Below are 23515 nucleotides of genomic sequence, written 5' to 3'. Positions count from 1 at the left end.
AAATAGAAAAAACCATAAATCCATCTATGCTTATGGCACATTACAATACAATGACAAAGCCTTATTTAAGGGAGATTGATGTCATTGGCTATTAGAAGAACATTCTGTTATAATCCGCGCCCTCTAGCAACGAGTGGGTTTGTTAGAACAGTTCTTTTACAAAATCGGGGTAGTTAAACCATGCATCCAATGCTTAACATTGCTGTGCGCGCTGCGCGTTCGGCTGGAAATATAATTTCACGTTCTTTTGAACAACAAGATAAAGTTGAAGTTGAATTAAAAGGAACAAATGACTTTGTTTCGAATATCGATAAAGCGGCAGAACAAGCCATTATTGATACCATTCAAAAAGCTTATCCAAATCACTGTATCGTTAGTGAAGAGTGTGGTGTTGTTGATGGCTCTGACCAAGACTACCAATGGATCATCGACCCGCTCGATGGTACCACCAATTTTGTAAAAGGCATTCCTCATTTCGCTGTATCTATTGCCCTTAAAGTAAAAGGTAAGTTAGACCAAGCAGTGATCTATGATCCTATCCGTGGTGAAGTGTTTACAGCGAGTCGCGGTAAAGGTGCTCAGTTAAACGGCTCTCGTATCCGTGTAAAACAATCTAAAGATCTTAACGGTTCAGTCTTAGCTACTGGTTTTCCATTCAAGAAAAAACATCACAGTGATGCGTATTTTGAAATGTTTAAAACGATGTTTGTAAAAACTGCAGACATGCGCCGCGCTGGTTCAGCCGCGTTAGACCTAGCGTACGTTGCTGCTGGCCGAGTTGACGGTTATTTTGAAATTGGCTTAAAACCATGGGACACAGCAGCAGGCGAATTGCTTGTAGTTGAAGCCGGTGGATTAGTGACTGATTTTGTAGGCGGCCATAACCACAGCCAATCAGGCAATATTGTTGCTGCTAGCACAAAGGTGTTAAAAGAAATTCTAAAAGACATTCGCCCACATTTAGGCGAGAGTCTATCGAAATAACTTTTGTTATTTACGACTACCCAATAAAAAAAAGCGCCATAGGCGCTTTTTTTTATTTCTTATCATCAAGCTAAATCTTGATAAAAAGTTTGCTATAGAAAAGGGCAATATTAAAGCAAAAGCCACATCAAAATACTTTAGTAACCACCAAATGATCCCGCAGGACCCGGAAAAACCACGGGTGACTCGAATCCTGTTTTTGACACACTGCTGACACCAAAGAAGTAGTTATCAATAACAACGTTCTTCAATTCAAATTCAGTGATATCACCAACATATTGGCTCTTTGTCCACTGAGCATCGGTAGTTAGTCGCCAATGCACACGATAGCCCGCAAGATTTTCAGCCATCTTTCCTATCGGTCTAGTCCATTTAAGCGTTGTTGATGGCATAACCGCACCACTGATTTCAACGTTTGCAGGAGGCGCTGGTGCCCACGCCATCGACGCTAAGGTAACCGCATTTAATGACGTGAGTTTTGCATTGAAATCAAAGTCGACGCCGGAGAGTACATCACCATATTCACGGCCGTTTTCTGTGCGTAGGTCTTGATGTTGGCGATCGTAGTGCTCATTGGTTTCCATGATACGTACCGCCGGATAACCAACCTTGTTAAACGGTCGATGATGGCCACCACGAGCAAAGCGATCTAATCGGTACACCATCATCACATCCAAGTTGGGGATATAGTCATCGGCAATTTTGTCAATATAACGGGCGACATTGCGTGACGGCGAGTCCACCTCCCCACCAGTAAAACGTCTTAGTTTAGCTTCTTCAGGTGTTTCAACATAACGTACACCTTCCGAGAACACCCGTGCGGTGGTGTTATTGATCACGCCATTTATGCCAGCAATATTGCCAATCATGTCGTTATTAATCACTGCTTGAACACGCCAGTTATCTTTCTGCGCGGTCTCTGCCATAATTTTCCCGCCAAACAAGCCTTGCTCTTCACCAGAGAGCGCCGCATAAACCACCGTGCTATCAAAATTATGTTTTGACAGAACACGTGCCGTCTCAATAACGCCGGCGACACCTGATGCATTATCATTTGCCCCTGGTGATGTTGTGGTGAAATCTAAAGGGTCACTCACTCTTGAATCGATATCTCCTGACATCACAATGTATCGATTAGGATCGACAGTACCGCGCTGAATGGCAATTACGTTTACGACTTCAGTCGGGTTAGGAATACGCTTTTCGCCTGAAAACGTTTGTTTTTGATAAATTACTTCCAAACAGCCACCACATTCTGCTGAAATTTTGTCAAATTCTGCTTTGATCCATCGACGCGCGGCGCCAATACCGTTTGTGTTAGATTCCGTCTTTGACAAGGTATGGCGAGTCCCAAAACTCACCAGTTTAGTGACATCTTGTTTAAGCCTATCCGCACTAACATTAGCTTGTATATCCCTTAAAACAGGGTGTTCACTTGGCGGTACAACCAATGATTGCGCTTGGACGGTGCCAAATGACATCGAAAAACAGAATAAGGCACTGGCAACATTTACACTGCTGGCAACAGGAGTTTTTGATAATTTAAACATAGACTTTAGCTTGTGTATTAACGTGATTAAAAAGTTAACACAGCTTTTAAGTGCCGCCTATCCTAAAAAAGATCTTTGCGGTAAATAGGGAGTCTTTTACGGTGAACCGTCAACTGCTCTCAATATAAAAACAGCTGACAGCTACAAATAACTAAAATTAGCTATTCTGGTAAGGGCTGGGTTTGCGGTTACCACTTTTATTTGGCTGCGATGAATTTCCTGAACGGCGTTTTTGAGAGGAGTTCGTTTTGTTACCGCTCGCATTGTTCCCGCCGCTGTTAACGCGATGACGTGGATTCTTGCTTTTTGGTTTATGTCCTTTGGCATTGTCACCTGATTTTTGGCCGTCTTTATGTTCAACTTTGGGTGCTTTTGGCTTTTTAGGTTTTTTCGCTTTAAACGGCTTAATTGCACGAGACTCCGCTAACGGGTTCATCGGTGTGAACTTGGCAATTTCTCGTCTTGGAATATGCTGTTGAATGACATATTCGATATCGACAAGTTGATCATATTCGTCTGCTGAAACTAAGGATACCGCTTGTCCATTAACCCCCGCTCTGCCTGTACGGCCAATGCGATGAACATAATCTTCTTGCACGTTTGGCAAATCAAAATTAACCACTTGCGGTAACTGGCTAATATCAATGCCTCGCGCCGCAATATCAGTTGCAACCAAAATACTGATGTCTTTACTTTTAAATCCGGCCAATGCTTTCGTTCGGGCACCTTGGCTCTTATTGCCATGGATGGCTGCCGCTTTATGCCCTTCACTTTCGAGATATCGGGTTAATTTATTAGCACCGTGTTTAGTACGAGTAAATACTAGCACTTGTTGCCACTTTTCAGTGGTGATCAAATGATGTAAAAGCGCAGGTTTTCTTTTCTTATCCGCCGCAACAAGCCAGTGCTCAATAGTGGCTGCTGTACTATTTTCAGGCGTTACAGAGACTTCACTCGGGTTATGAACAACGCCCTTAGCCAGCTCTCTGATTTCAGGAGAAAATGTTGCAGAGAAAAGTAGCGTTTGTCTTTTTTTAGGAAGCAACGCCAATATTTTATTGATATCGCGGCTAAAGCCCATGTCCAACATACGATCCGCTTCATCAAGCACTAGCGTGTGAAGTTGTTGAAACTTGATCGCATTTTGCTGATACAAATCGAGTAAACGACCAGGTGTTGCCACCAATATGTCTACACCCTTTCGAAGACGAAGCATTTGCGGGTTGATTTTTATACCACCAAAAACCACGTCACTGGTGACGGGTATATGTTTGCTGTATTTAACTATGCTGTCTTGTATTTGCGCGGCCAACTCACGAGTTGGGGTTAATATCAAGACTTGCGTGTGATTTCCTTTCACCGACTTATGTTTACTACTTTCATATAGTTTTTGCAGTATTGGCAACGTAAAGCCAGCGGTTTTACCCGTACCTGTTTGTGCCGCCGCCAGAATATCTCGGCCAGCAAGTATTTTTGGGATCGCTTGTTCTTGAATAGGTGAAGGCTTGTCATAGCCTTGCTCTTGAATCGCATCAAGAATTTTTTGGCTCAAACCGAGAGAAGAGAATGCCATGGATTGGTTCCGAAATAAAAAAAGCGCGCTAGTGTAGCATAGTTCACTAGTGCGCTATTTATTAATTATAAAGTAATTTATTTAGTGTATTTTAACCAAAAAATAATCGCCATAACCAACTGCTGTTTAAATCGTCTTCACAACTTTTTAGCTGGCTGCTATACCTTTTCGCTCGGTTATCGACTTTGCGAGAAACTTTGACTAACCAGCCTTTGGCTTTGTAAGTTTTCTTTCTAAAACCACCCCAACCTTCGTGATAATTAAGATACTGGTTATAAGCATCCCATTTAGAGACTCGATTTATTTTATTAGTCTTAAATATGAACCACCCCATAAAATCGATGGCATCATCAAAGTCATCGCGATCAGCACCTGAATTACCCGTTTCACGAATATAATCATCCCAAGTCATAGTTTTCGCTTGAGAAAAACCATAAGCACTGCTGACTCTGCCCCATGGAATAAAGCCAAGTAGATAATCTCTAGGCGGGAGTGCATCAGATCTAAACATACTTTCCTGATACATCATTGCCATTGGCACATGAATAGGCACGCCCCAGCGATCTTTGGCATCCTTAGCATCAAAATACCAGTCCCTGTTTTCTCTGAATATTTCACATATATTTTCAGGATTCTTCGGTGGAGCAGACGCACAGCTTGATAACATGAGTAAGCAGGTAATCGCGACAACGAGTGTTTTTAGATACGGCATAACTGTATAAATTCGAAAGTGATAAAGCATGATGCCAGATAAATGGCAATTTGTGCACTGCCTGTTTGTTTAAATGCGTAACAAAAGAAGAACCATTCGATGAGTAGGTATTTTTTCGCTTAGAACAAAATCAGACCAATCTATTGATTTATATATAAAAATATAAAAAACTGTCAATGATTTTAAGTTATTTCTGAATTTAATTTAACTTAAGTTGAACTTTTTTGTGCGGTTGTACTCTTATATTACGAGAGGCTTACTCCCTTAGTGTTTCATGTTTTTATCGGCGCGTTTTATTAAACGCGCTTTTTTTTGTCTGTTTTTTATCTAGAAGATATTTTTTCATTATTTTGGTGTTAATTGGAACTTTAATTGACAATTACGTTCTTACTAAACGAGAGACTTTATTTTCCCTAATGTTTCATGTTTTACGCGTTCATTTTAGAGCGCGTTTTTTTTTGAAAAAAATTAATCAAGTTAATTTGATTATTTTTTGAACTATTTTAAAACTATAGACTCTTACTACTGAAAGCAAAACCTCCCTGGACTGCTTTCTTGTTTATATAGCGCGTTGCCCTAACGCGCTTTTTTTTGTCTCTATGAATCCAATATCGCAAAAAACTCAATCACTTAACTTTAATTCACAGGGTGTATCATTTTGTCTTAGTTAGCAGATAAAATGAAAAAAACCTTGAATGAATAATCTCACCCAAGGTTTTATTTATGATGCTTAGTTATTGTCGAAAATAATCGGCAAGAAAATCATCAAATGATTGCTCATCGGCATTTTCAATTTCAGCTTGCTGTTGATGCGATGCTTTGACTGTCTTAGCAAAGATATCGAGATCAAATGATTGATATTCAGATGCCATTGCATTGGCTTGATAACTCTGAGCCCAGTCCAACGCCAGCTGGGTTAAATTATTATTCTGATTAACGACAACGTCTAACATTTTAGCTGACGGCGTTAATGAACTATCTGCTATTTTTTCATATTCTTTTGCCGTCGCATTAGCATAGTTGTTGCCACCATAGGCACCGTCTAGCAATCGAGCCACTTGTGAGAAATCGTCAAACAATATTTTCCCCCAAGCTTTGATAGAACGTTTTTTCTCCCCGTCGACTAGCAGTAACTCTGGATCTCGACCACGCAGAACTACATCATCCATATTCTCTTCATAATGAGCCTGTAGCTCAGCGTTTAAATCTGGACTCGGCGATAAAGCACAAAAGGTCAAGAAAACATCTAAGAAATGGATTTGCTCAAGGCTTATACCAGTATCAACAAAAGGATTGATATCAAGCGCTCTAACTTCAATATACTCAACGCCGCCACGGGCTAAAGCTTCAGACGGCTTTTCACCAGGCTTTGTTACTCGTTTTGGTCTTATTGGAGCGTATAGCTCATTTTCAATCTGTAAGACGTTGCTATTAAGCTGTTTGTATTCGCCATCAACTTTGACGCCAATTTTATCGAATTCTTCGGAGCTTAAACTGATGGCATTTTTCACGCCGGAGACATAAGTATCAAGGTTGTTATAGCAAATATGCAAAGCAGATTGTGCATTATTGGTATAGCCTAAGTCACTCATTCGTAGTGATGTTGCATGCTCCAAGTAGATGTATCCGCGCTCACTGGTTTTAAACGGCAATTGATGGGCTTTGTTTTGCAAAAACGAACGGCACAATATTGGCGAGCTTCCATATAAATAAGGAATTAACCAGCAATATCGTTTGTAGTTGCGAATAAGCGCAAAATAGCGCTCTGAAATAAATTCTTTTATGGGTAAGTCACTACCGTCAATTTCTTTTAGTGCTTGCCAAAACTCTTGAGAAAATGAAAAGTTAAAATGAATACCAGCAATCACCTGCATCATGCTACCGTAACGGTTTTTTAAGCCTTGGCGGTATACTGTTTTCATTTTTCCTATATTGGAGCTGCCGTACTGCGCCAACGGGATTTTATCGTCATCATCAACGAAACACGGCATACTTAATGGCCAAAGCAACTCACCGTCGATTTGACTAAAGGTATAGCGCTGTATGTCTTTTAGCTGTGCTATTGTCGTTTCTGCGGATTGGCAAACCGGCGTAATAAACTCCAACAATGTTTCAGAATAATCTGTCGTGATATAAGGGTGTGTTAAAGCTGAACCTAACTCTTCTCTGTGAGGCTGCTCCGACAAACGCCCTTCTTTTAGCACACGTAACGCTTCACGTTCTACGCCTCGGCTGATATTCGAGAGTGTTGACTGATAATGAGGCTTGGAAAACGCTTGTAAATATTCGTCTAAAGATTTAGTCAAAATGACTCCGAACGCGACGCGTTAAATGATGATAATCACTATGTAAGGGTAATTCATGTAAATTCAATGCGCTAACCTTTATAATTATTGATAAATTTAGTTATATCATAGAATCCTAGGTCATCAGTGACCCCATTATGAAAGAAAATATGTCTGACTTTGAAATAATTGATGAGCAAACCGACTTTGTCGTCGTGAGTAAACATGAAAATATAAACTTCCATGATGAAGATGATTTAGGCCAAGGCCTTTTTAATCAAGTTGCTCATGCTATTCAATGCCCGAAGCTGTATCCGGTTCACCGTTTAGATAAAATGACTTCTGGTCTTATTATCTTTGCTAAGACCTTAGCTACAGCACAACAATTTCAACAAATGTTTGAAAAACATGAAATAGCAAAGTTTTACTTGGCCATTAGTACTCACAAACCCAAAAAGAAACAAGGACTGATTAAAGGCGACATGCAAAAGAGTCGCCGTGGCATGTGGAAGCTGATGCGCACAACTAATAATCCGGCCATTACACAATTTTTTTCTTATGGTTTGGGTAATGGTAAGAGGCTGTTTTTGTTAAAACCTCATTCAGGTAAAACTCACCAGCTTAGGGTTGCACTAAACAGTATCGGTGCAACGATTTATGGCGATCCACTTTATAGCTCAAACGTTTCAACATCTACACAAACACAAGAGATTTTAGCTGATCGCGGCTATTTGCATGCTTTTGCGATAACCTTTGTTCTACACGGACAAACTTATAAGTACGTATGTAAACCAACGCGGGGGCATGAATTTGATTCTACAGGCTGCAAACAACATATAGATGAATTAGCTCGGCCTTGGCAACTCAATTGGCCAAACATATGAACTTCCTTGTAAGCACTTTCAATTGCCCAATAAAAAAGCCGACATCTGCGTCGGCTTTTAATTAACTAATACCCATTAGCTATAGTAAAGAATGTATGAATACTGCACCAATGGCTACTGGACAGATAAACTTAATGTACCAAGGCCATATTTTCCAGAATAAGCTATTTTCAACACCTTCATTACCTAGTTTAATTTCAGCCAATAGCGAACTACGATGCCAGATCCAACCACCAAACACACAACATAACATGGCAATAATAGGTTGCCCGTATTGGGTAGAAACCGTCGCCACTAAGTCCAACATGAACTCTATATTTACAACGATGGTTACACTAAGCGCAAGAATGCCAAAGCCAATCCATGTGGTGGCGGTTTCCCGAGCAACGCTGTGACGCTCTACAGCATAAGAAACCGGACCTTCGAGCATAGAGATAGACGAAGTCAGTGCAGCAATTGACATTAAGACGAAAAAGGCAAAACCAACAAACAAGCCCATCGTACCCATGCTGTCAAATAATGTTGGAAGTACTTCAAATACCAAAGAAGGGCCCGCAATTAAAGAGCCATCATCAGCAAATATCTTTAATCCTTGTGCTTGTGCCACGTACATTGAAGGAATAATAAGTAAACCAGCCAAAAACGCGATAGAAACATCAATCAGTGTAACTTGAGCACCGATAGTGACCATATTTTCTTTTTTAGAAATATATGAGCCATAGATCACCATCACACTGGTACCTAAAGATAATGAGAAGAACGCTTGTCCCAATGCACTTACCAGAAGATTTGGCTCTAACACACGAGAAATATCTGGGTTTAAATAGGCGTTTAGCCCTTCTGATGCACCGTCAAGCGTTAACACATAAACAATGAGTAAAATCAGCAAACCAATCATCATCGGCATTAAGCGCTTGGACCATTTTTCAATCCCCTGCTCAACACCTTTTCGAATAATGATAATGGTCAAAAACATGAACAAGACAGTAAACAGCAAATTACGCCCTAACGATTGACCGACCACCCACTGCGCGATCCATTCCTGCCCCATAATGTTGGCCACAGGTTCAATAGCAAATGACATCATCCAGCCAGCTAAAATTCCATAAAAGCTCAATATCATTGCGGCGCAGATAATGCCACCAAAACCGACCACAAAAGCAAAGCGTTTTTGTAGTACTGTTCTCGACATTTTTTGTAGAGACGTCACCGCATTCGCTTGGCCATAACGGCCAATAAGAATCTCAGCCATAAAGGCGGGGTACGCTAAGCAAAAGGCTAAAACAAAATAAACTAATACAAACGCTGCACCACCGTTGCTTGCTGTTTGCGTAGGAAATCCCCAAATGTTACCTAGACCGACAGCAGACCCAGCTGCTGCCATGATAAAACCTATGCGAGAGCTAAACTCGCCTCTTGATGCACCCATTGAATTGTTTTCTTCTTTATTATTATGTTCAAGCAACTTAATTTACTGAAAGTCAGTACAAAAAAATAGAGGTTAATCGTTAAATTATTCGATGAACCTCTATTAAACTAATTAACTCACTGTAAAGTAAAGATTACTCATAAAATTACAGTCGATGTTATTTCGACACTGAAATACACTTAAAAGGTATTTCTTTGAATGACTTAATCTCTAAAGTTATTAAACTGAAATGGCGTGTCTAATTCACATTCTCGAACTAATTGCATCACCGCTTGTAAATCATCGCGCTTTTTACCGTTGATTCTTACCTGCTCACCTTGAATGGCCGCTTGCACTTTAATTTTGCTGTCTTTGATCAGCTTGACCAATTTTTTAGCCACGCTTTGTTCTATACCTTCTTGAAACGTTACCGTTTGAGTACATTTTTTTCCTGAAAATTCAGGATTAGATAGGGTCATTGATTTAGGATCCACTTCACGCTTCATTAATTTACCACGCAAAATATCAACCATTTGTTTTATTTGAAAATCTCCTTCAGCTTTTACAGATACCGCTGGCGATTTCCACTCAAAACTTGCTTCCACACCTCTAAAGTCATAACGAGTGCTTAACTCGCGATTGGCGTTATCAACAGCGTTACGTACTTCTTCTAAATCAATCTCTGAAACAATATCAAATGATGGCATAATTGGAGCCTCTAACTCATGCTTTAAAAATTTGAGCTAAGTTTACCAAAGCATGTAAACATTACCAACGCCTCATTGCGCGCCCTGAAAACACAGAACACTGAAATCACCGCAAATTGTCTATACATGCTATCTGGTCATGATATTATGCGTTTAACGCTTCACACTATATTGTTGTTTTGAAAAATCTACATCACTTTTTGTTCGTTCTCGTACTGACATTGGCTGCAACTTCACTGGTCTTTTCCAATGAAATCCGTAGCCTTGTATTTAGAAACACTCAAATAGATACCATTGGTCACTTTATCGGGTTCTTTTGTTTGACATGGTTATTATCAAGCTTTGTCAAACTGCCCGCTCCAGCCTTATTACTTTCACTCGTTGCCTATGCCGCTTTAAGTGAATGGGGGCAATATTATTTAGGCTTTAGAAATGGAGAAATGAAAGATTTCGTCGCAGACTTAGTTGGTATTTTTACATTTTTCGCCCTTAAATGGGTTTGGCTAGTCTATGGCCGAAAACTAACTAACAGATGAAAATTGTTGTTGCCGGTCAAGGAGCAATTGGTGGATTGTGGGCCTCCCACCTCGCCAAAAATTCAGCATGTGAAGTAAGTATCTTCCCCACCTCTGTCACATATTCAGCACTGAAAGACCAAGTAGAATTTACTAAGCCCTTCAATGACCTAACCATTGATTTTACTCACAATCGAGGGCTTAGCGAGCACATAGCTATTCCGTTAGCAACGCGTAGTCATCTAAACCAAGCTAGTGTGATACTGGTCTGTGTAAAAGCGTTCAACGTGGCCACAACGTTATCCAACCTATTACCCTTGCTAAATGAAACCGTCGTTATAATTCTATGCCACAACGGAATGGGTACTGTGGAAGAGGTTGCGTCGCTACTAACACCTACAATGTCTTTGTTAGCAATGCTCACTACACACGGAGCTTTTCGAGCACAAAAAAATCATGTCATCCACACAGGCATCGGCGAAACAAATATTGGACTTGTGAAAGGTTCATTAAAACGAGAGCATATCCACCAAATAACCTCCTGTCTCCACTCAGCCTTAAGAGAAGTCAATTGGCACAATAATATAAAGGAAAAGCAATGGCTTAAACTGGCTGTTAATTGCGTTATAAACCCAATAACATCAATAAATTCGATTAAAAATGGTCACATACTAGATAGTAAATTTACCCCGTTAGTGACTAAACTTTGCGAAGAAATATCATTGGTTACACAGAATGAAGGCCTCGTTATAAGCGCAGAATCCCTATATGCTACAGTTAAACAAGTAGCCAAGAGCACGGCGAACAATTGCTCCTCTATGTTGTGCGACATCAATAGCAAACAACGCACAGAAATAGACTATATCACGGGGTATTTGCTACAAAAAGCAAAGCGCCATCACCTTGAGCTTCCTGAAAATCATCAACTTTACTTAGCCGTCAAAGCGCTAGAAGAAGGCCGTACATAATGGATTTCCACCGAAAGCACTAAAAACTAAATAGTTATTCAGTTTAACTGTGTTAAAAACCACAACTATTACAATACTGGAACATATTTCCTCGTTCGAATTAATTAGAATAAGTCTTTGAGTACAGTTGAAGAACATTTTAGTTATATGATCACACCGAAAAACCAAGCGTTTTGTTTGATGTCATTGAGCTTTTTGTTGGCCATTATTGTATGTAATTACACTTTGCTTTCGCTTACCCAACCAGTAGCAGCGAAATTGCTGTACTCCCTGTACGGGTTTAGCCTTGTTGCGGCTTACTTTACTAAGCAATCACAGATAAAGAATTCATTAGCGGTTGTAGCTTTTTTGGCTATTTGTTCTGTAGGAATAATATTTCCACTTAATATGAATGTCATTGATGGTATTTACAGAATAATTCCACTGCTTTTTCTATTTGTGTTTCCTGGTTCGATGTTACCCATTGCCATCTCAATCGCCCTTTTGTCAGCCTATTTACCTTCTATTGGAAATGGAGAATTACCTGAATTTATCCAAGGTTGTATTGAACTGGTTTCTTTAAGTATTCTTGCTAGTCTGATGGTGTATTTTCAAAAAAAAACCATCAACCAAATGCGCTCTTTTCGCCGTGAAAGCTATACAGATTACTTAACAGGCTTAAACAATCGAAAGAGTTTCATAAAGCACCTAGACCAACAAAAGCTTAAGATCGATAGCGTTAGGTACAGCAACCTAAATTTCGCCTTACTTGTGGTTGATCTAGATGGCTTTAAAAAAATAAATGATCAGTTAGGTCATGCCAGTGGTGATAATGTGCTGAAATTAATTGCATTACGTTTTAAGTCACTCACCAATAAGTCAATCGAACTTTATCGAATTAGCGGCGACGAGTTTACCTTTATTCTCACACCACAACACAATATTAGGAAGAAAGCAGAGCTGATAGCCGAGCAAGTATTGAAAATAAGCCAACAGCCTCACGTTTTTGAAGGTAAGAGTTTCGAATTATCATGCAGTATCGGCATTAGCATCTATCCAGAAGACACCACAGATATTGAGGTGCTCTGCACCCATGCTGATTTGGCGATGTATAAAGCAAAATCAAACGGTAAAAAGTCTTATGTTTTTTATGAAGATAAATTAGCAGCGCAGAGTAATCGTTTTCACGATTTAGAAGCTGATTTGAAAAAAGCAATCAAACGACAAGAATTAACCGTGCATTACCAACCTAAAGTGTGCGTTATCACAGGAAAAATAACCTCAGCGGAGGCTTTATTAAGGTGGCAGCACCCAAAATATGGCGCGATAAGTCCACTCGAGTTTATTGCGATTGCAGAAGCAAATGATACGATTTGTGATATTGGCGCTTGGGTTTTCAAACAAGCCTGTCAGAACATCAAATTATTCAAAGAAATTTCTCCATTACGAAATATTGCCGTGAATGTTTCACCAAAGCAATTGGCACAGGAAACGTTTGTAAAACAACTCGATGTAATCTTAAAAGAGCAGCAATGTCCCGCCCATTGGATTGAAATTGAGCAAACCGAAAGTGCATTAATGGAGTCTAGAGAAAAAAACATTAGCGTGTTAAACCAGTTAAAAGCAGCAGGGTTTACTTTATCACTAGATGATTTTGGTACAGTCTATTCTTCACTTGCTCAACTTAGTAGCTTACCCATTCAAATTATTAAAATTGATAAGCGATTTATCGAGCATTGCGCCACCAAGCATAAAGACCGAATGATCGTTCGCGCCATTATTCAGCTCGCTGATAACCTTGGTATGGAGACCATTGCAGAAGGAGTCGAAACACCGGAGCAACTATCAGTTTTGCGCCAAGAGCATTGTGGCGCCTATCAAGGGTATTTATATTCCAAACCCGTACCTGCGACACAATTTATTGAATTACTTTTGGCCCAAGAGCATAGGACTAGATTGCCGAGCAATACTGAGTTGAAAGTCGTATAGCGCTTTTTGCGAGCTGCAACACAAACAAACTGAGTAAATTTCCAACAAGCGCAAACAGCAGAGCAGCCATTATGGAATCGCCAATAAAAAAGCGAGCTTAGCTCGCTTTTTTAGTATGCTAAACTCACCCTCATCAATTAAGGACGATAAACATTCACGTTTTTAAAGCCATTATCTTTTAGATACAGCGCTTGTAACTTACTCATCACACCGCGGTCACAATATAATAAATATTCTTTTGACTGGTCCAAGTCGCCGTATTGTGTACCTAACTTATAAAACGGTAAGTGTTTCACTTCAACACCATCAATTTCCAACGGATTTTCGTCTTCTTCTTCAGGTGCGCGGATGTCTAACACGATCATGTTCTCAGCAATTTCAGCGGTTTCTTCTACAGCGTGTATTTCTTGCTCAGTTTCTTGACCAATGTCCCTAATATCAAAAATGCGTGCATTCTCAACTACACTATCAAGTATCGAAAAATCGAAATTATCTTCTTCTGACTCGACTTTTGAAAGAACAGCTTTGACCGTTGGCTTTTTAGAAATTACGCCACAATACTCTGGAATGGTTTTAGCAAAATCTTCAGTGCCTATTTCTCGGGCAATATCGATGATATCTTGCTTGTCGTGTGCGACTAAAGGGCGCAGAATTAGTGTTTCGGTAACACGATCGATAACATTCAAGTTGGTCAGCGTTTGGCTAGAAACTTGCCCTAAGCTTTCACCGGTTACCAGCGACTGAATGCCCATTTTCTCTGCCACTTTTGACGCTGCACGCATCATCATACGTTTTAACACAACCCCCATTTGGCCATTTTCAATATTCTCTAATATTTCAGCAACCACGGGTTCAAAATCAATTGCGAAGAATTTAATACGGTGTGACGCGCCATATTTGTTCCATAAGTAATAACTGACTTGTTTTACGCCAACTTCATGAGCCGAACCACCTAAGTTAAAGAAGCAAAAGTGTGTACGAGCTCCCTTTTTAATCATTTGATAACTAGCAACACCTGAGTCAAACCCACCAGACATCAAAGAAAGTACATCTTCTTGAGTGGCAATCGGGAAGCCGCCTAATCCCTTATGGGTTTCAGTAACGATAAACAGCTTATCGTCCTTGATTTCTAAGCGAATGGTTACATCAGGATTTTTAAGTTTAACTTTAGCACTGTCGACCGCTTGGTTAAGACCACCACCAACGTATTGCTCAACTTTAATCGAATTCCATTCATGCTTACCTACACGCTTAACGCGCACACAAAAGGATTTGTTTTCGATGGTCTTAGCGTGAACTGCCAACGTTTTCTCAAAAATGTCATGCAAGTCGGTAAAGTCTGTTTGCTGCACTTCAATAAACGTAGGAATACCAGGGATACACTTGAGTGTCTCAACCAGTTTTTCACGGTTTTCAGGCGTGTTATTTTTAGTATTAACTTCAATGTTGTCCCAATTGTCACGCGTGGTCACTTGCTCATCAACACGTTTGAGCACGTTCTTGACATTGGACCCTAATATTTTTGTAAAACGCTTACGTACAGGACGACTTTTGATCGTTATTTCTGCTTGTAACTTAACGATAAATTTCATCAATAACACCACCATAAAATTAAGTGGCGCGGATTATACACTATCGGGAGATATTACGCCTAGTTAAATCCATGGCGTTCAAAGTAACGAAAAACACATTAAAGTAATCAAATATAATTTTTCAGTATACTTTTTACTCATCCCACTATATAATTCCGCTGTTATTTAATCTCCTCTCGTTTATTTAACTGATTATCCCTTGTGACTCGTCCATTGAGATAATTCGTGTTTTGCCTCTCCTTTTCACAGTTTGTCATTACTCAACACAACTAGCTTTTTATTGTTCAACCGAAGAAACAAGTATTCTTTGTAGCGTATCTTTGTACCTGCACAGTTGAGTTTCACCATGCATGCGTTCATTTAAAAAAGAGATGAGCCATAACCGACAACAAACAACAAAAAGCTTTCAATTTAGTGCGTTTTTCGCAAATAGAAAGAGTTTTATTATGTCTTATACATATAACGGAAGGGTGTATCCAATTGCTGCCCCGATCAAATCAATTTCAGTCAACAAGCTCACCATTGTTGTGACTGATAAAATAGGCTCCACACGTTTAAAATTTAAAAACGTGCGTGATTCTAGGCAGTTTCTTGCTTGTGTTACACAAGCATAATGTTTAGTGGACGTCCTATATCCAACAAAAAAAGAGCAACATACATTGCTCTTTTTTTTTGTTGGAATGAAGTAATAGAGTTGGCCTAGCTTTGTGGTTCACTGAGCGAAATAGGATCAGTTTCTTTAGCTTTACCTTGGTTTATTGAAATCTCGACGCGACGATTACGGCGACGATTAAGCGCATTCGTGTTTGGTACTAATGGGCGTGTATCGGCATGACCCACCACTAACAATCGACTCGCATCAAAATTCGGTACCTTCACCATTTCATGAGCAATTGCCACCGCTCTTTGTGACGAAAGATCCCAGTTAGAGCGATACAGCTCAGAGCTTATGCCTTGATTGTCAGTGTTACCCGAGATCATAATTTCACCGGGCACGGTATTAAGCAGTGCTCCTATTTCTTGCATAATAGGCTTAAATTTAGGTTGCAAAAATGCCGAGCCTGAAGGGAATGAGCCATTTTCACGAATGCGGATGATGATTTGTTGACCCAGCGCCTCAAGCTCAATTGCACCGTCTTGAATTTGTTGTTCAAGTTGCTGGGCAATTTTCTTCGCCAACTCATTCACTTGCTCTTGAGCAGCTTGTTCCATCATTTCTTGAGCCTGTTGGATCTGTTGCTGGCTCATTTGATCATCTGTGCTCTGAGATTGACCACCACGTTCAGTGCCACGTTGTTCTTGTCGGCCACCGGCTGAAGTTTCATCACCCGCTTGAAATTCCAACATTTGTTGAGTCATTTCCATGCTTTGCTGTTGAATCACTTCAATAGGTGTTGGATCAGGTTTACCAGGCCTAAACTCTTGGGCAATAATGCTGGTGCCTTTAGGAATATCTTTAACTTCTATTTTGTTTTGTACACCAAAAGCAAATTTCATCGAACCTGCAATTTGCTTGAACTTCAACACGTCCATTTCAGAAAACGACAGTAATAATACAAAAAAGCACATTAGCAGCGACATTAAGTCTGCAAATGTTCCCATCCAACTGGGTAGCCCGGGTGGTGGGCACTTACACTCTGGAGGATTAGCCATAGTTGCTACTCTTCTGTTGTACTAATAACGCGCTTACTTTCTGCTAGGTAGTTTTTCAGCAAACCTTCAATAACCCGCGGATTTTGGCCATCTTGAATACCTAGCACAGCATCAAGGATCAATTCTTGATTGAGCTTCTCTTCGCCTAGGCGTAAGGTGAGTTTATTGGCAATAGGAATAGCAATAACGTTAGCTAAAAATGCGCCATAAAGTGTTGTTAAAAGTGCAACCGCCATTGCAGGACCAATGGCTTTAGGGTCATCCATGTTTGACAGCATTGCCACCAAACCAATCAAGGTACCAATCATTCCCATCGCTGGCGCCACTTCGGCTAGCGCAGAAAATATCCCGACACCAGTTTCATGGCGTTCAGTGGTCAATGCTATGTCTTTTTGTAAAGTGCCACGAACAACGTCAGCATCATGACCATCAACAAGCATATCAACACCTTTTTGCATAAACGGATTCGATATTTCTGCTTCTTCCAACGCGAGGAAGCCACCTTTTCTCGCTGCATCCGCCATTTCTACTGCTTTTTCAATCAGCTCATCAGGTTGTTCAATTTTGAATATAAACGCTTTAGCGGCAATTTTTCCAATCGTAAAAAACTGACCTAAATTATAATTGGCCAAAACCACAAATAATGAACCACAAAACACGATCAAAATGGACTGCGTATCCACGAACATACTGATATCGCCACCGAGTATCATCGCCATGACAATAAAACCGATCGCGCCTAGAATTCCCAGTAGCGTAGCTAAATCCACAAATGCCTCCTAAAAGCATGAAACAACATCATTTTATTTGATAATACATTAACACATCATAGTTCGCTATTATCAAATAATGCTAAACCTGCACGAGGACGTAAGTGAGGCAAAGTTTAGTTGATGATAAAAGTAGTGCTATTAATTGATATTATCGCCCGATGAGTCAATAACTTAACCATTTTTTATCGACTTTTATTTGATTCAGTTCATGCTTAGATACATTGACCAAAGCGTCAAGCTAAGGTACCGTTGCGCCATATTATAAAATGCAGCAATTGAAGTGGCTGATGTCACGACATTTACCATTATGGCAAAGAAAAAAATTGAAAACTTGAGCTTTGAAGAAGCACTCTCTGAGCTCGAAGTCATTGTACATAAGCTTGAACAAGGCGAGCTTAGCCTTGAAGAGTCGATGAATATATTTGAGCGAGGATTAAACCTCAGTCAAGTGAGCCAAGCCAAATTACAAGATGCAGAGCAACGCATCAAAATTTTAATGGATAAAAACGGTGACTCGCAACTGGAAGACTTTAGCTTAACAGAGCAACCGCATTCGTGAGTGAATTATCTAAATTAGCCAGCTTCCAAGCACGCGTTGATCAGCTATTAACTGAAAAGTTAAACGATTTAACGATAAATGATCCAAGGTTGCATGACGCCATGAGATACGGTCTGCTTATTGGCGGTAAGAGAATGCGTCCATATCTAGCTTACGTTACCGGTGAAGCGTTAGGCGCTGAATTAAACGACATTGATGCCATTGCTTGCGCCATTGAGTGTATTCATGCCTATTCCTTATTGCATGATGATTTACCTGCAATGGACGACGACGATCTTAGGCGTGGCAAACCTACCTGCCATAAGGCGTTTGATGAAGCCACGGCAATACTTGCTGGTGATGCATTGCAATCCTTAGCGTTTGATTTTTTAGCCAACCACCGCTTCAACAATATTACTGCTGCAAAGCAAATAATGTTAGTGAAGCAGCTAGTTGATGCTGCTGGCTATCAAGGCATGTGCGGTGGCCAAGCACTTGACTTGGCAGCAACAAATAAAACGATATCGCTTACAGAACTCGAACAACTGCACCTACTCAAAACGGGAGCCTTACTTAAAGCTTCGGTCATTATGGCTGCCGAATGTGCGCCAAATGTAAATACAGAAGAAATGAAAGAGCTTGCCAAATACGCTGAATTAGTTGGTTTAGCTTATCAAGTCCGTGACGATATAATTGATATAATTTCTAGTGAAGAAGAGCTAGGTAAGCCAGCTGGTTCCGATCTGGCAGCAAACAAATCAACCTACCCATTATTGATGGGATTAGACCAAGCACAGCAAAAAGCACAGCAGTTATATCAACAATCACTTCAAGCTTTAGACACTTTGCCCTACAATACGCAAAATTTAGCTGAATTTGCGACTTTTATTGTCCATCGCACACATTAATTAAAAAAGAACTTATGACTATTAACCTTGCTGATTATCCCCTGTTAAAAACAATTGATACGCCAGATGACTTGCGTATGTTAAATCAGGATCAGCTTTCGCAAGTCAGTAACGAATTGCGCAGTTATTTATTGAACTCTGTTAGCAAAAGCAGTGGCCACTTTGCTTCCGGCTTAGGCACAATTGAGCTTACTGTTGCCTTGCACTTTGTCTACAAAACGCCTTTTGATCATTTAATCTGGGATGTCGGCCATCAAGCCTACCCGCATAAAATACTAACGGGTCGTCGCGATCAACTTCATACCATCAGGCAAAAAGACGGTTTACATCCTTTTCCATGGCGTGAAGAAAGCGAGTACGACGTTTTAAGCGTTGGACATTCAAGTACATCAATTTCTGCTGCATTAGGTTTAGCTGTTGCTGCTGAGAAAGAAAATCAAGATCGCAAAGTCGTCGCGGTTATTGGTGATGGCGCCATGACTGCTGGTATGGCTTTTGAGGCATTAAATCACGCAGGCGACATTCATAAAGATATGCTCGTTATCCTCAACGATAATGAAATGTCGATCTCAGAAAATGTTGGCGCACTGAACAACCATTTGGCAAAGATGCTCTCTGGTAGTTTCTACACAGGTATTCGTGAAGGAGGTAAGAAAATTCTTAACAATTTGCCTCCTATTAAAGAGTTAGCAAGTCGCGCTGAAGAACATTTAAAGGGTATGGTCGTACCCAGCACCTTCTTTGAAGAATTAGGCTTTAATTATATTGGCCCAATTGACGGTCACGACGTCAATGGCTTAGTTGATACTATTCGCAACATGCGAGGTTTGAAAGGCCCACAAATACTACATATTGCAACCAAAAAAGGTAAAGGCTACGAAGCCGCTGAACAAGATCCGATTAAATACCATGCAGTGCCAAAATTTAATCCCGCAGAAACCGCCTTACCTAAAAGCCAAGCAAGTTTGCCGACCTATTCTGCTATTTTCGGTGACTGGCTATGCAAAATGGCCAGCGAAGACAAAAAGCTTATGGCGATCACACCAGCAATGCGAGAAGGCTCTGGAATGGTGGAGTTTAGTCAAAAATTCCCCGATCAATACTTTGATGTGGCAATTGCTGAGCAACACGCCGTAACTTACGCTGCGGGCCTTGCTATAGGTGGTCAAAATCCTGTCGTTGCAATTTATTCAAGCTTCTTACAACGAGGTTATGATCAACTTATTCACGATATTGCTATTCAGAACTTACCAGTGCTCTTCGCTATTGACCGCGCGGGAATTGTTGGGGCGGATGGGCCGACGCATCAAGGTTCGTTTGATTTAAGCTTTATGCGTTGTATTCCAAATTTAGTGATCATGGCACCGGCAGATGAACGCGAGTGTCAGCTAATGCTGACTACAGGGCACAAACTGGATAAACCAGCAGCAGTGAGATATCCTCGGGGCAGTGGTACCGGCGCTCAATTACCCTTGGTTGATGAAACCATTGAGGTGGGCAAAGGGCTAGTAAAACGCGAAGGCAAAAATATCGCTATCCTGAGTTTTGGTACCTTATTACTAGAAGCAGAAAGAGCAGCAGATGCTTTGGATACTAGCTTAGTGGATATGCGTTTCGTTAAACCACTTGATGAAGCGTTGATTACTGAGATGGCACAATCACATGATGTAATTGTCACCATTGAAGACAATGCCATTGCGGGCGGCGCGGGCTCTGGTGTTAATGAATTTGTACTCAGTCAAGGTTTAGCCATTAAAGTGCTTAACATTGGCTTACCGGATCAATTTATCAAACACGGAACACAAGCAGAAATTCATCAAGAGTTGGGTTTGGACTGCGAAGGTTTTGTGAATAAAATCAACGCATTTTTAGCTTAAATTCCAGCTATTAATAAACAGACACAAAAAAGCTCGGCGTTTCCACATCGAGCTTTTTTTATTTAAGTAGAAAATAAAATCTAAAGTAAAGCCATGCGGCTATTCTTCGCCGCCGTGTAGCAACTCTGCAAAACACTGTAATTTATCCAATGCCATGGCATGAATAGATTTTCGTGGATAGCGACCTAAACGATTTATTGTGCCTGCAGGCATAGCCATGAGAATTTCTAACGCTTGGTCTATGTCTTCTACCGCATAAATATGAAAATCGCCCTTTTCTACCGCTTCAATCACGCTCGGCTCTAACATCAAATTAATAACATTAGTTTTAGGGATAATAACACCTTGCTTACCCGTAAGACCTTCGTCTTTACAGAGTCGATAAAAACCCTCAATTTTCTCGTTCACGCCGCCAATGGATTGTACTTCGCCGTGCTGATTAATTGATCCCGTGATTGCTATCCCTTGGTCAATAGGAACAAGCGTTATCGCTGAGATCAATGCACATAACTCGGCCATTGAGGCACTGTCTCCGTCAATGTGACCATATGACTGCTCAATAGCAATATTGGCAGAAATAGAAACCGGAAGCTCTTGACCATATTTATGTCCCAAATAACCGGTTAACAGCAAAACGCCCTTCGAATGAATGGACTTACCGAGGTCTACTTCCCGCTCAATATCAGTCACGCCATTACTACCCGCATAAACGGTGGCAGTAATACGAGCTGGAGTACCAAAAACACTGTCTCCTATTTCTAAGACAGTTAATCCATTGACTTTACCGATATTTTTCCCGTCGGTATTGATCAGTACTTGTTGCTCCTTAATTTCGCTTAACCACGATTCGCTCATTCTTCCTGTGCGGCGTTGTTTAGCTTTCAAAGCCATTTGAACATAGTCAGCAGTGAGTTTTCCTTCTTGCTCGACGATCACCCCTGCGTGCTGCTTTCGCATCAAATAAACGGCTTCATCTAACAAATCATTCACTTGTACGATATTGGCAGAAATTTTATGTTGGTGTTCGGCTCGTCTCAGTGCGTGGCGTATCAATTCAATCACTGCATCATCCCCCACTTCAGGATAATCATATTTCTGTGCTCGTTGACGAATTAAATTACTGTATGCACATAAGTTATTTTCGTCTTTGGTAAAATGGCGGTCAAAGTCGGCAAGTACACGAAACAACTCAGTAAATTCCTGATCATATTCTTGCAGTGTGTAATAAATATGAGAATCACCCAGTAAAACCACTTTTACATTAAGCGGTATTTTTTCCGGCTGAATACTGTAAACGCTGCCTTGGCTTAATTCAGAATAAGGATTTTCAATGGTGATACTTTGTGTTTTTAAGGCAAGCTTTAAGCGCGACCATACCATAGGTTGATTGAGTAACTTTTCCGCTTCAATCAATAGATAGCCACCATTGGCTTTATGCAAGGCACCTGGCCTTATTAAGCGATAACTGGTGTAACTGGCTCCTTGGAAGGTGGCAACATCGACGTGTCCGAACAAATTTTGAAAGGTCGGGTTTTGTTCATATACAACCGGAGCTCCGCCATTGTGCTCACGCTCCACCAACAAATTAGGTAAGAATTGTTCGACCATTAGTTTGCGCTTATCTTTATCATTTTGATTTTCAGTACTTTCATCCACCAGCACTTCCAATACTGCATCAACAACGTGAGCCTTCACTTTTGATAAGTACTTCAAGACCCCTAAATTACTCGCAAATTCGTGTTCAAGCTCTTTAATCAACGGCATAATACTTTGCTCGGCCGTGTCATATTTTAGCTTTCTTAGCTTGTCTGACGACTCACGTTTCCACAAAGGCAGCTCAAGCAATTGCTCAGAAAGTAAGTTTTCTAGCTCAGCCAGCAATTTATAAAATGCGGTTCGTTTTAATTCGTCTAAATTAGCAAACTCTTTATCGTTTAGCGGCTTGCCATCAACCAAAGGCGAAAAGCCAATTTCCCCTGCCTCTTCATATAGTACAACACTGTTTTTCAGCGCTGTCTCTTCAACGATAGCAATGGCTTCGTCGTATTTTTGATTAAATTCACGATCAATGGCCGCTTTTTGGCGCTGATAGCCTGCGTTATCAAATATTTCGGGAAATAAATCTAATAGCTCATCAATAAAGGTATTGATTCTGGCCATCAAGACTTTGCCATCTCCAGGACTAACATATAACCGAAAAGGTACATGGTTATCATCAAAATTATTAATGTAACACCACTCTGGCGGCGTGTTTTGCTCACTGGCAAAGGCATGTAACATCTGCTTAATTAATGTTTGCCGACCCGTACCATGATCTCCCATCGCAAAGACATTAAAACCAACTGCCGTCATTGAAAGACCAAATTCTAATGCTTCTTTTGCCCTTTCATGACCAATAAAAGTTTCATGATCGATGGGTTCAATCGAACATTTTGAAATTTGTTGTAATGAAAGGTTCGCAGTCAACTGCGACGGTTCCAATCGGCATTGAACGAAAGGTTGGCTCATGCAAATACTCGCTATAAGAGAAAAAGGGCAATATTTTCCAGCAGTTTACCTTGCTTTGCCACATTTAGGAAAAGATACTGCAATAGGTGTTGTTAATTTTTAAGGTGAATGA

At 40.5% G+C, this 23515-nt stretch carries 18 protein-coding genes; 8 read left to right on the top strand and 10 right to left on the bottom strand.

Annotated features, from left to right (window positions below; all coding sequences use genetic code 11):
* The first annotated feature begins 180 nt into the window (after positions 1-180).
* Positions 181-984 (top strand): inositol-1-monophosphatase, encoded by an 804-nt coding sequence (gene suhB / locus QUE03_RS04860; protein WP_286265680.1) that lies wholly within the window; start codon positions 181-183, stop codon positions 982-984.
* A 137-nt stretch (positions 985-1121) separates the two neighbouring features.
* Here suhB and QUE03_RS04855 read toward each other — a convergent pair whose 3' ends face one another.
* From QUE03_RS04855 to gshA, 4 genes are all read right to left on the bottom strand, one after another.
* Positions 1122-2465, bottom strand: coding sequence for a M28 family peptidase (locus QUE03_RS04855; RefSeq protein ID WP_286267761.1), 1344 nt, complete (start codon positions 2463-2465; stop codon positions 1122-1124).
* A 226-nt stretch (positions 2466-2691) separates the two neighbouring features.
* Positions 2692-4107 (bottom strand): DEAD/DEAH box helicase, encoded by a 1416-nt coding sequence (locus tag QUE03_RS04850; RefSeq protein WP_286265677.1) that lies wholly within the window; start codon positions 4105-4107, stop codon positions 2692-2694.
* 91 nt (positions 4108-4198) lie between these two features.
* The gene (locus tag QUE03_RS04845; protein WP_286265676.1) at positions 4199-4819 is read right to left on the bottom strand and encodes a transglycosylase SLT domain-containing protein; all 621 of its coding nucleotides are present in this window, start codon (positions 4817-4819) and stop codon (positions 4199-4201) included.
* Between the two features lie 734 nt (positions 4820-5553).
* Positions 5554-7125: a glutamate--cysteine ligase gene (gshA, locus tag QUE03_RS04840; protein ID WP_286265673.1), complete on the bottom strand. Its 1572-nt coding sequence runs from the start codon at positions 7123-7125 to the stop codon at positions 5554-5556.
* Positions 7126-7262: 137 nt separating this feature from the next.
* On the opposite strand from gshA, the gene QUE03_RS04835 reads away from it, so the two are divergent.
* Entirely contained in the window at positions 7263-7988 is a 726-nt protein-coding gene (locus QUE03_RS04835; RefSeq protein ID WP_286265671.1) for a TIGR01621 family pseudouridine synthase, read from the top strand.
* A gap of 79 nt (positions 7989-8067) precedes the next feature.
* On the opposite strand, the gene QUE03_RS04830 is transcribed toward QUE03_RS04835, so the two are convergent.
* The gene (locus QUE03_RS04830; RefSeq protein WP_286267759.1) at positions 8068-9417 is read right to left on the bottom strand and encodes a sodium-dependent transporter; all 1350 of its coding nucleotides are present in this window, start codon (positions 9415-9417) and stop codon (positions 8068-8070) included.
* A gap of 203 nt (positions 9418-9620) precedes the next feature.
* Positions 9621-10103 (bottom strand): YajQ family cyclic di-GMP-binding protein, encoded by a 483-nt coding sequence (locus QUE03_RS04825; protein WP_286265669.1) that lies wholly within the window; start codon positions 10101-10103, stop codon positions 9621-9623.
* A gap of 179 nt (positions 10104-10282) precedes the next feature.
* On the opposite strand from QUE03_RS04825, the gene QUE03_RS04820 reads away from it, so the two are divergent.
* From QUE03_RS04820 to QUE03_RS04810, 3 genes are all read left to right on the top strand, one after another.
* Entirely contained in the window at positions 10283-10639 is a 357-nt protein-coding gene (locus QUE03_RS04820) for a VanZ family protein (protein ID WP_286265667.1), read from the top strand.
* Positions 10636-11586, top strand: a complete 951-nt coding sequence (locus QUE03_RS04815; protein WP_286265665.1) for a ketopantoate reductase family protein — start codon at positions 10636-10638, stop codon at positions 11584-11586. Before QUE03_RS04820 ends, QUE03_RS04815 begins: the two co-directional genes overlap by 4 nt.
* 117 nt (positions 11587-11703) lie before the next feature.
* A complete protein-coding gene (locus QUE03_RS04810) occupies positions 11704-13554 on the top strand; it encodes a putative bifunctional diguanylate cyclase/phosphodiesterase (RefSeq protein ID WP_286265663.1) in 1851 nt (616 codons plus the stop codon).
* A gap of 137 nt (positions 13555-13691) precedes the next feature.
* On the opposite strand, the gene thiI is transcribed toward QUE03_RS04810, so the two are convergent.
* The 3 genes from thiI to pomA all read right to left on the bottom strand — a co-directional run bounded on the left by thiI (position 13692) and on the right by pomA (position 17569).
* On the bottom strand, positions 13692-15146 hold the full coding sequence (gene thiI, locus QUE03_RS04805; protein ID WP_286265661.1) for a tRNA uracil 4-sulfurtransferase ThiI: 1455 nt from the start codon (positions 15144-15146) through the stop codon (positions 13692-13694).
* A 699-nt stretch (positions 15147-15845) separates the two neighbouring features.
* On the bottom strand, positions 15846-16799 hold the full coding sequence (locus QUE03_RS04800) for a flagellar motor protein MotB (protein WP_286265659.1): 954 nt from the start codon (positions 16797-16799) through the stop codon (positions 15846-15848).
* A 5-nt stretch (positions 16800-16804) separates the two neighbouring features.
* Entirely contained in the window at positions 16805-17569 is a 765-nt protein-coding gene (gene pomA, locus QUE03_RS04795; RefSeq protein ID WP_286265657.1) for a flagellar motor protein PomA, read from the bottom strand.
* 310 nt (positions 17570-17879) lie between these two features.
* On the opposite strand from pomA, the gene xseB reads away from it, so the two are divergent.
* From xseB to dxs, 3 genes are read left to right on the top strand one after another with little or no spacing between them, the layout of a single operon-like run.
* Entirely contained in the window at positions 17880-18131 is a 252-nt protein-coding gene (gene xseB / locus QUE03_RS04790) for an exodeoxyribonuclease VII small subunit (RefSeq protein WP_286267757.1), read from the top strand.
* Positions 18128-19018 carry a (2E,6E)-farnesyl diphosphate synthase gene (ispA, locus tag QUE03_RS04785; RefSeq protein ID WP_286265655.1) on the top strand — a complete coding sequence of 297 codons (891 nt, stop codon included), beginning with the start codon at positions 18128-18130 and terminating at the stop codon, positions 19016-19018. The genes xseB and ispA overlap by 4 nt, the downstream gene beginning before the upstream one ends.
* A gap of 14 nt (positions 19019-19032) precedes the next feature.
* Positions 19033-20895 (top strand): 1-deoxy-D-xylulose-5-phosphate synthase, encoded by a 1863-nt coding sequence (gene dxs / locus QUE03_RS04780; protein WP_286265653.1) that lies wholly within the window; start codon positions 19033-19035, stop codon positions 20893-20895.
* A gap of 99 nt (positions 20896-20994) precedes the next feature.
* Here dxs and QUE03_RS04775 read toward each other — a convergent pair whose 3' ends face one another.
* Positions 20995-23403, bottom strand: a complete 2409-nt coding sequence (locus QUE03_RS04775) for a Lon protease family protein (protein WP_286265651.1) — start codon at positions 23401-23403, stop codon at positions 20995-20997.
* Positions 23404-23515 lie beyond the last annotated feature (112 nt).

This window comes from Thalassotalea atypica (assembly GCF_030295975.1).
In the GTDB taxonomy this organism is placed as follows: domain Bacteria; phylum Pseudomonadota; class Gammaproteobacteria; order Enterobacterales; family Alteromonadaceae; genus Thalassotalea_F; species Thalassotalea_F atypica.
The sequence above is the reverse complement of the archived record's forward strand: the minus strand, read 5'-3'. Positions and strand labels throughout refer to the sequence as shown.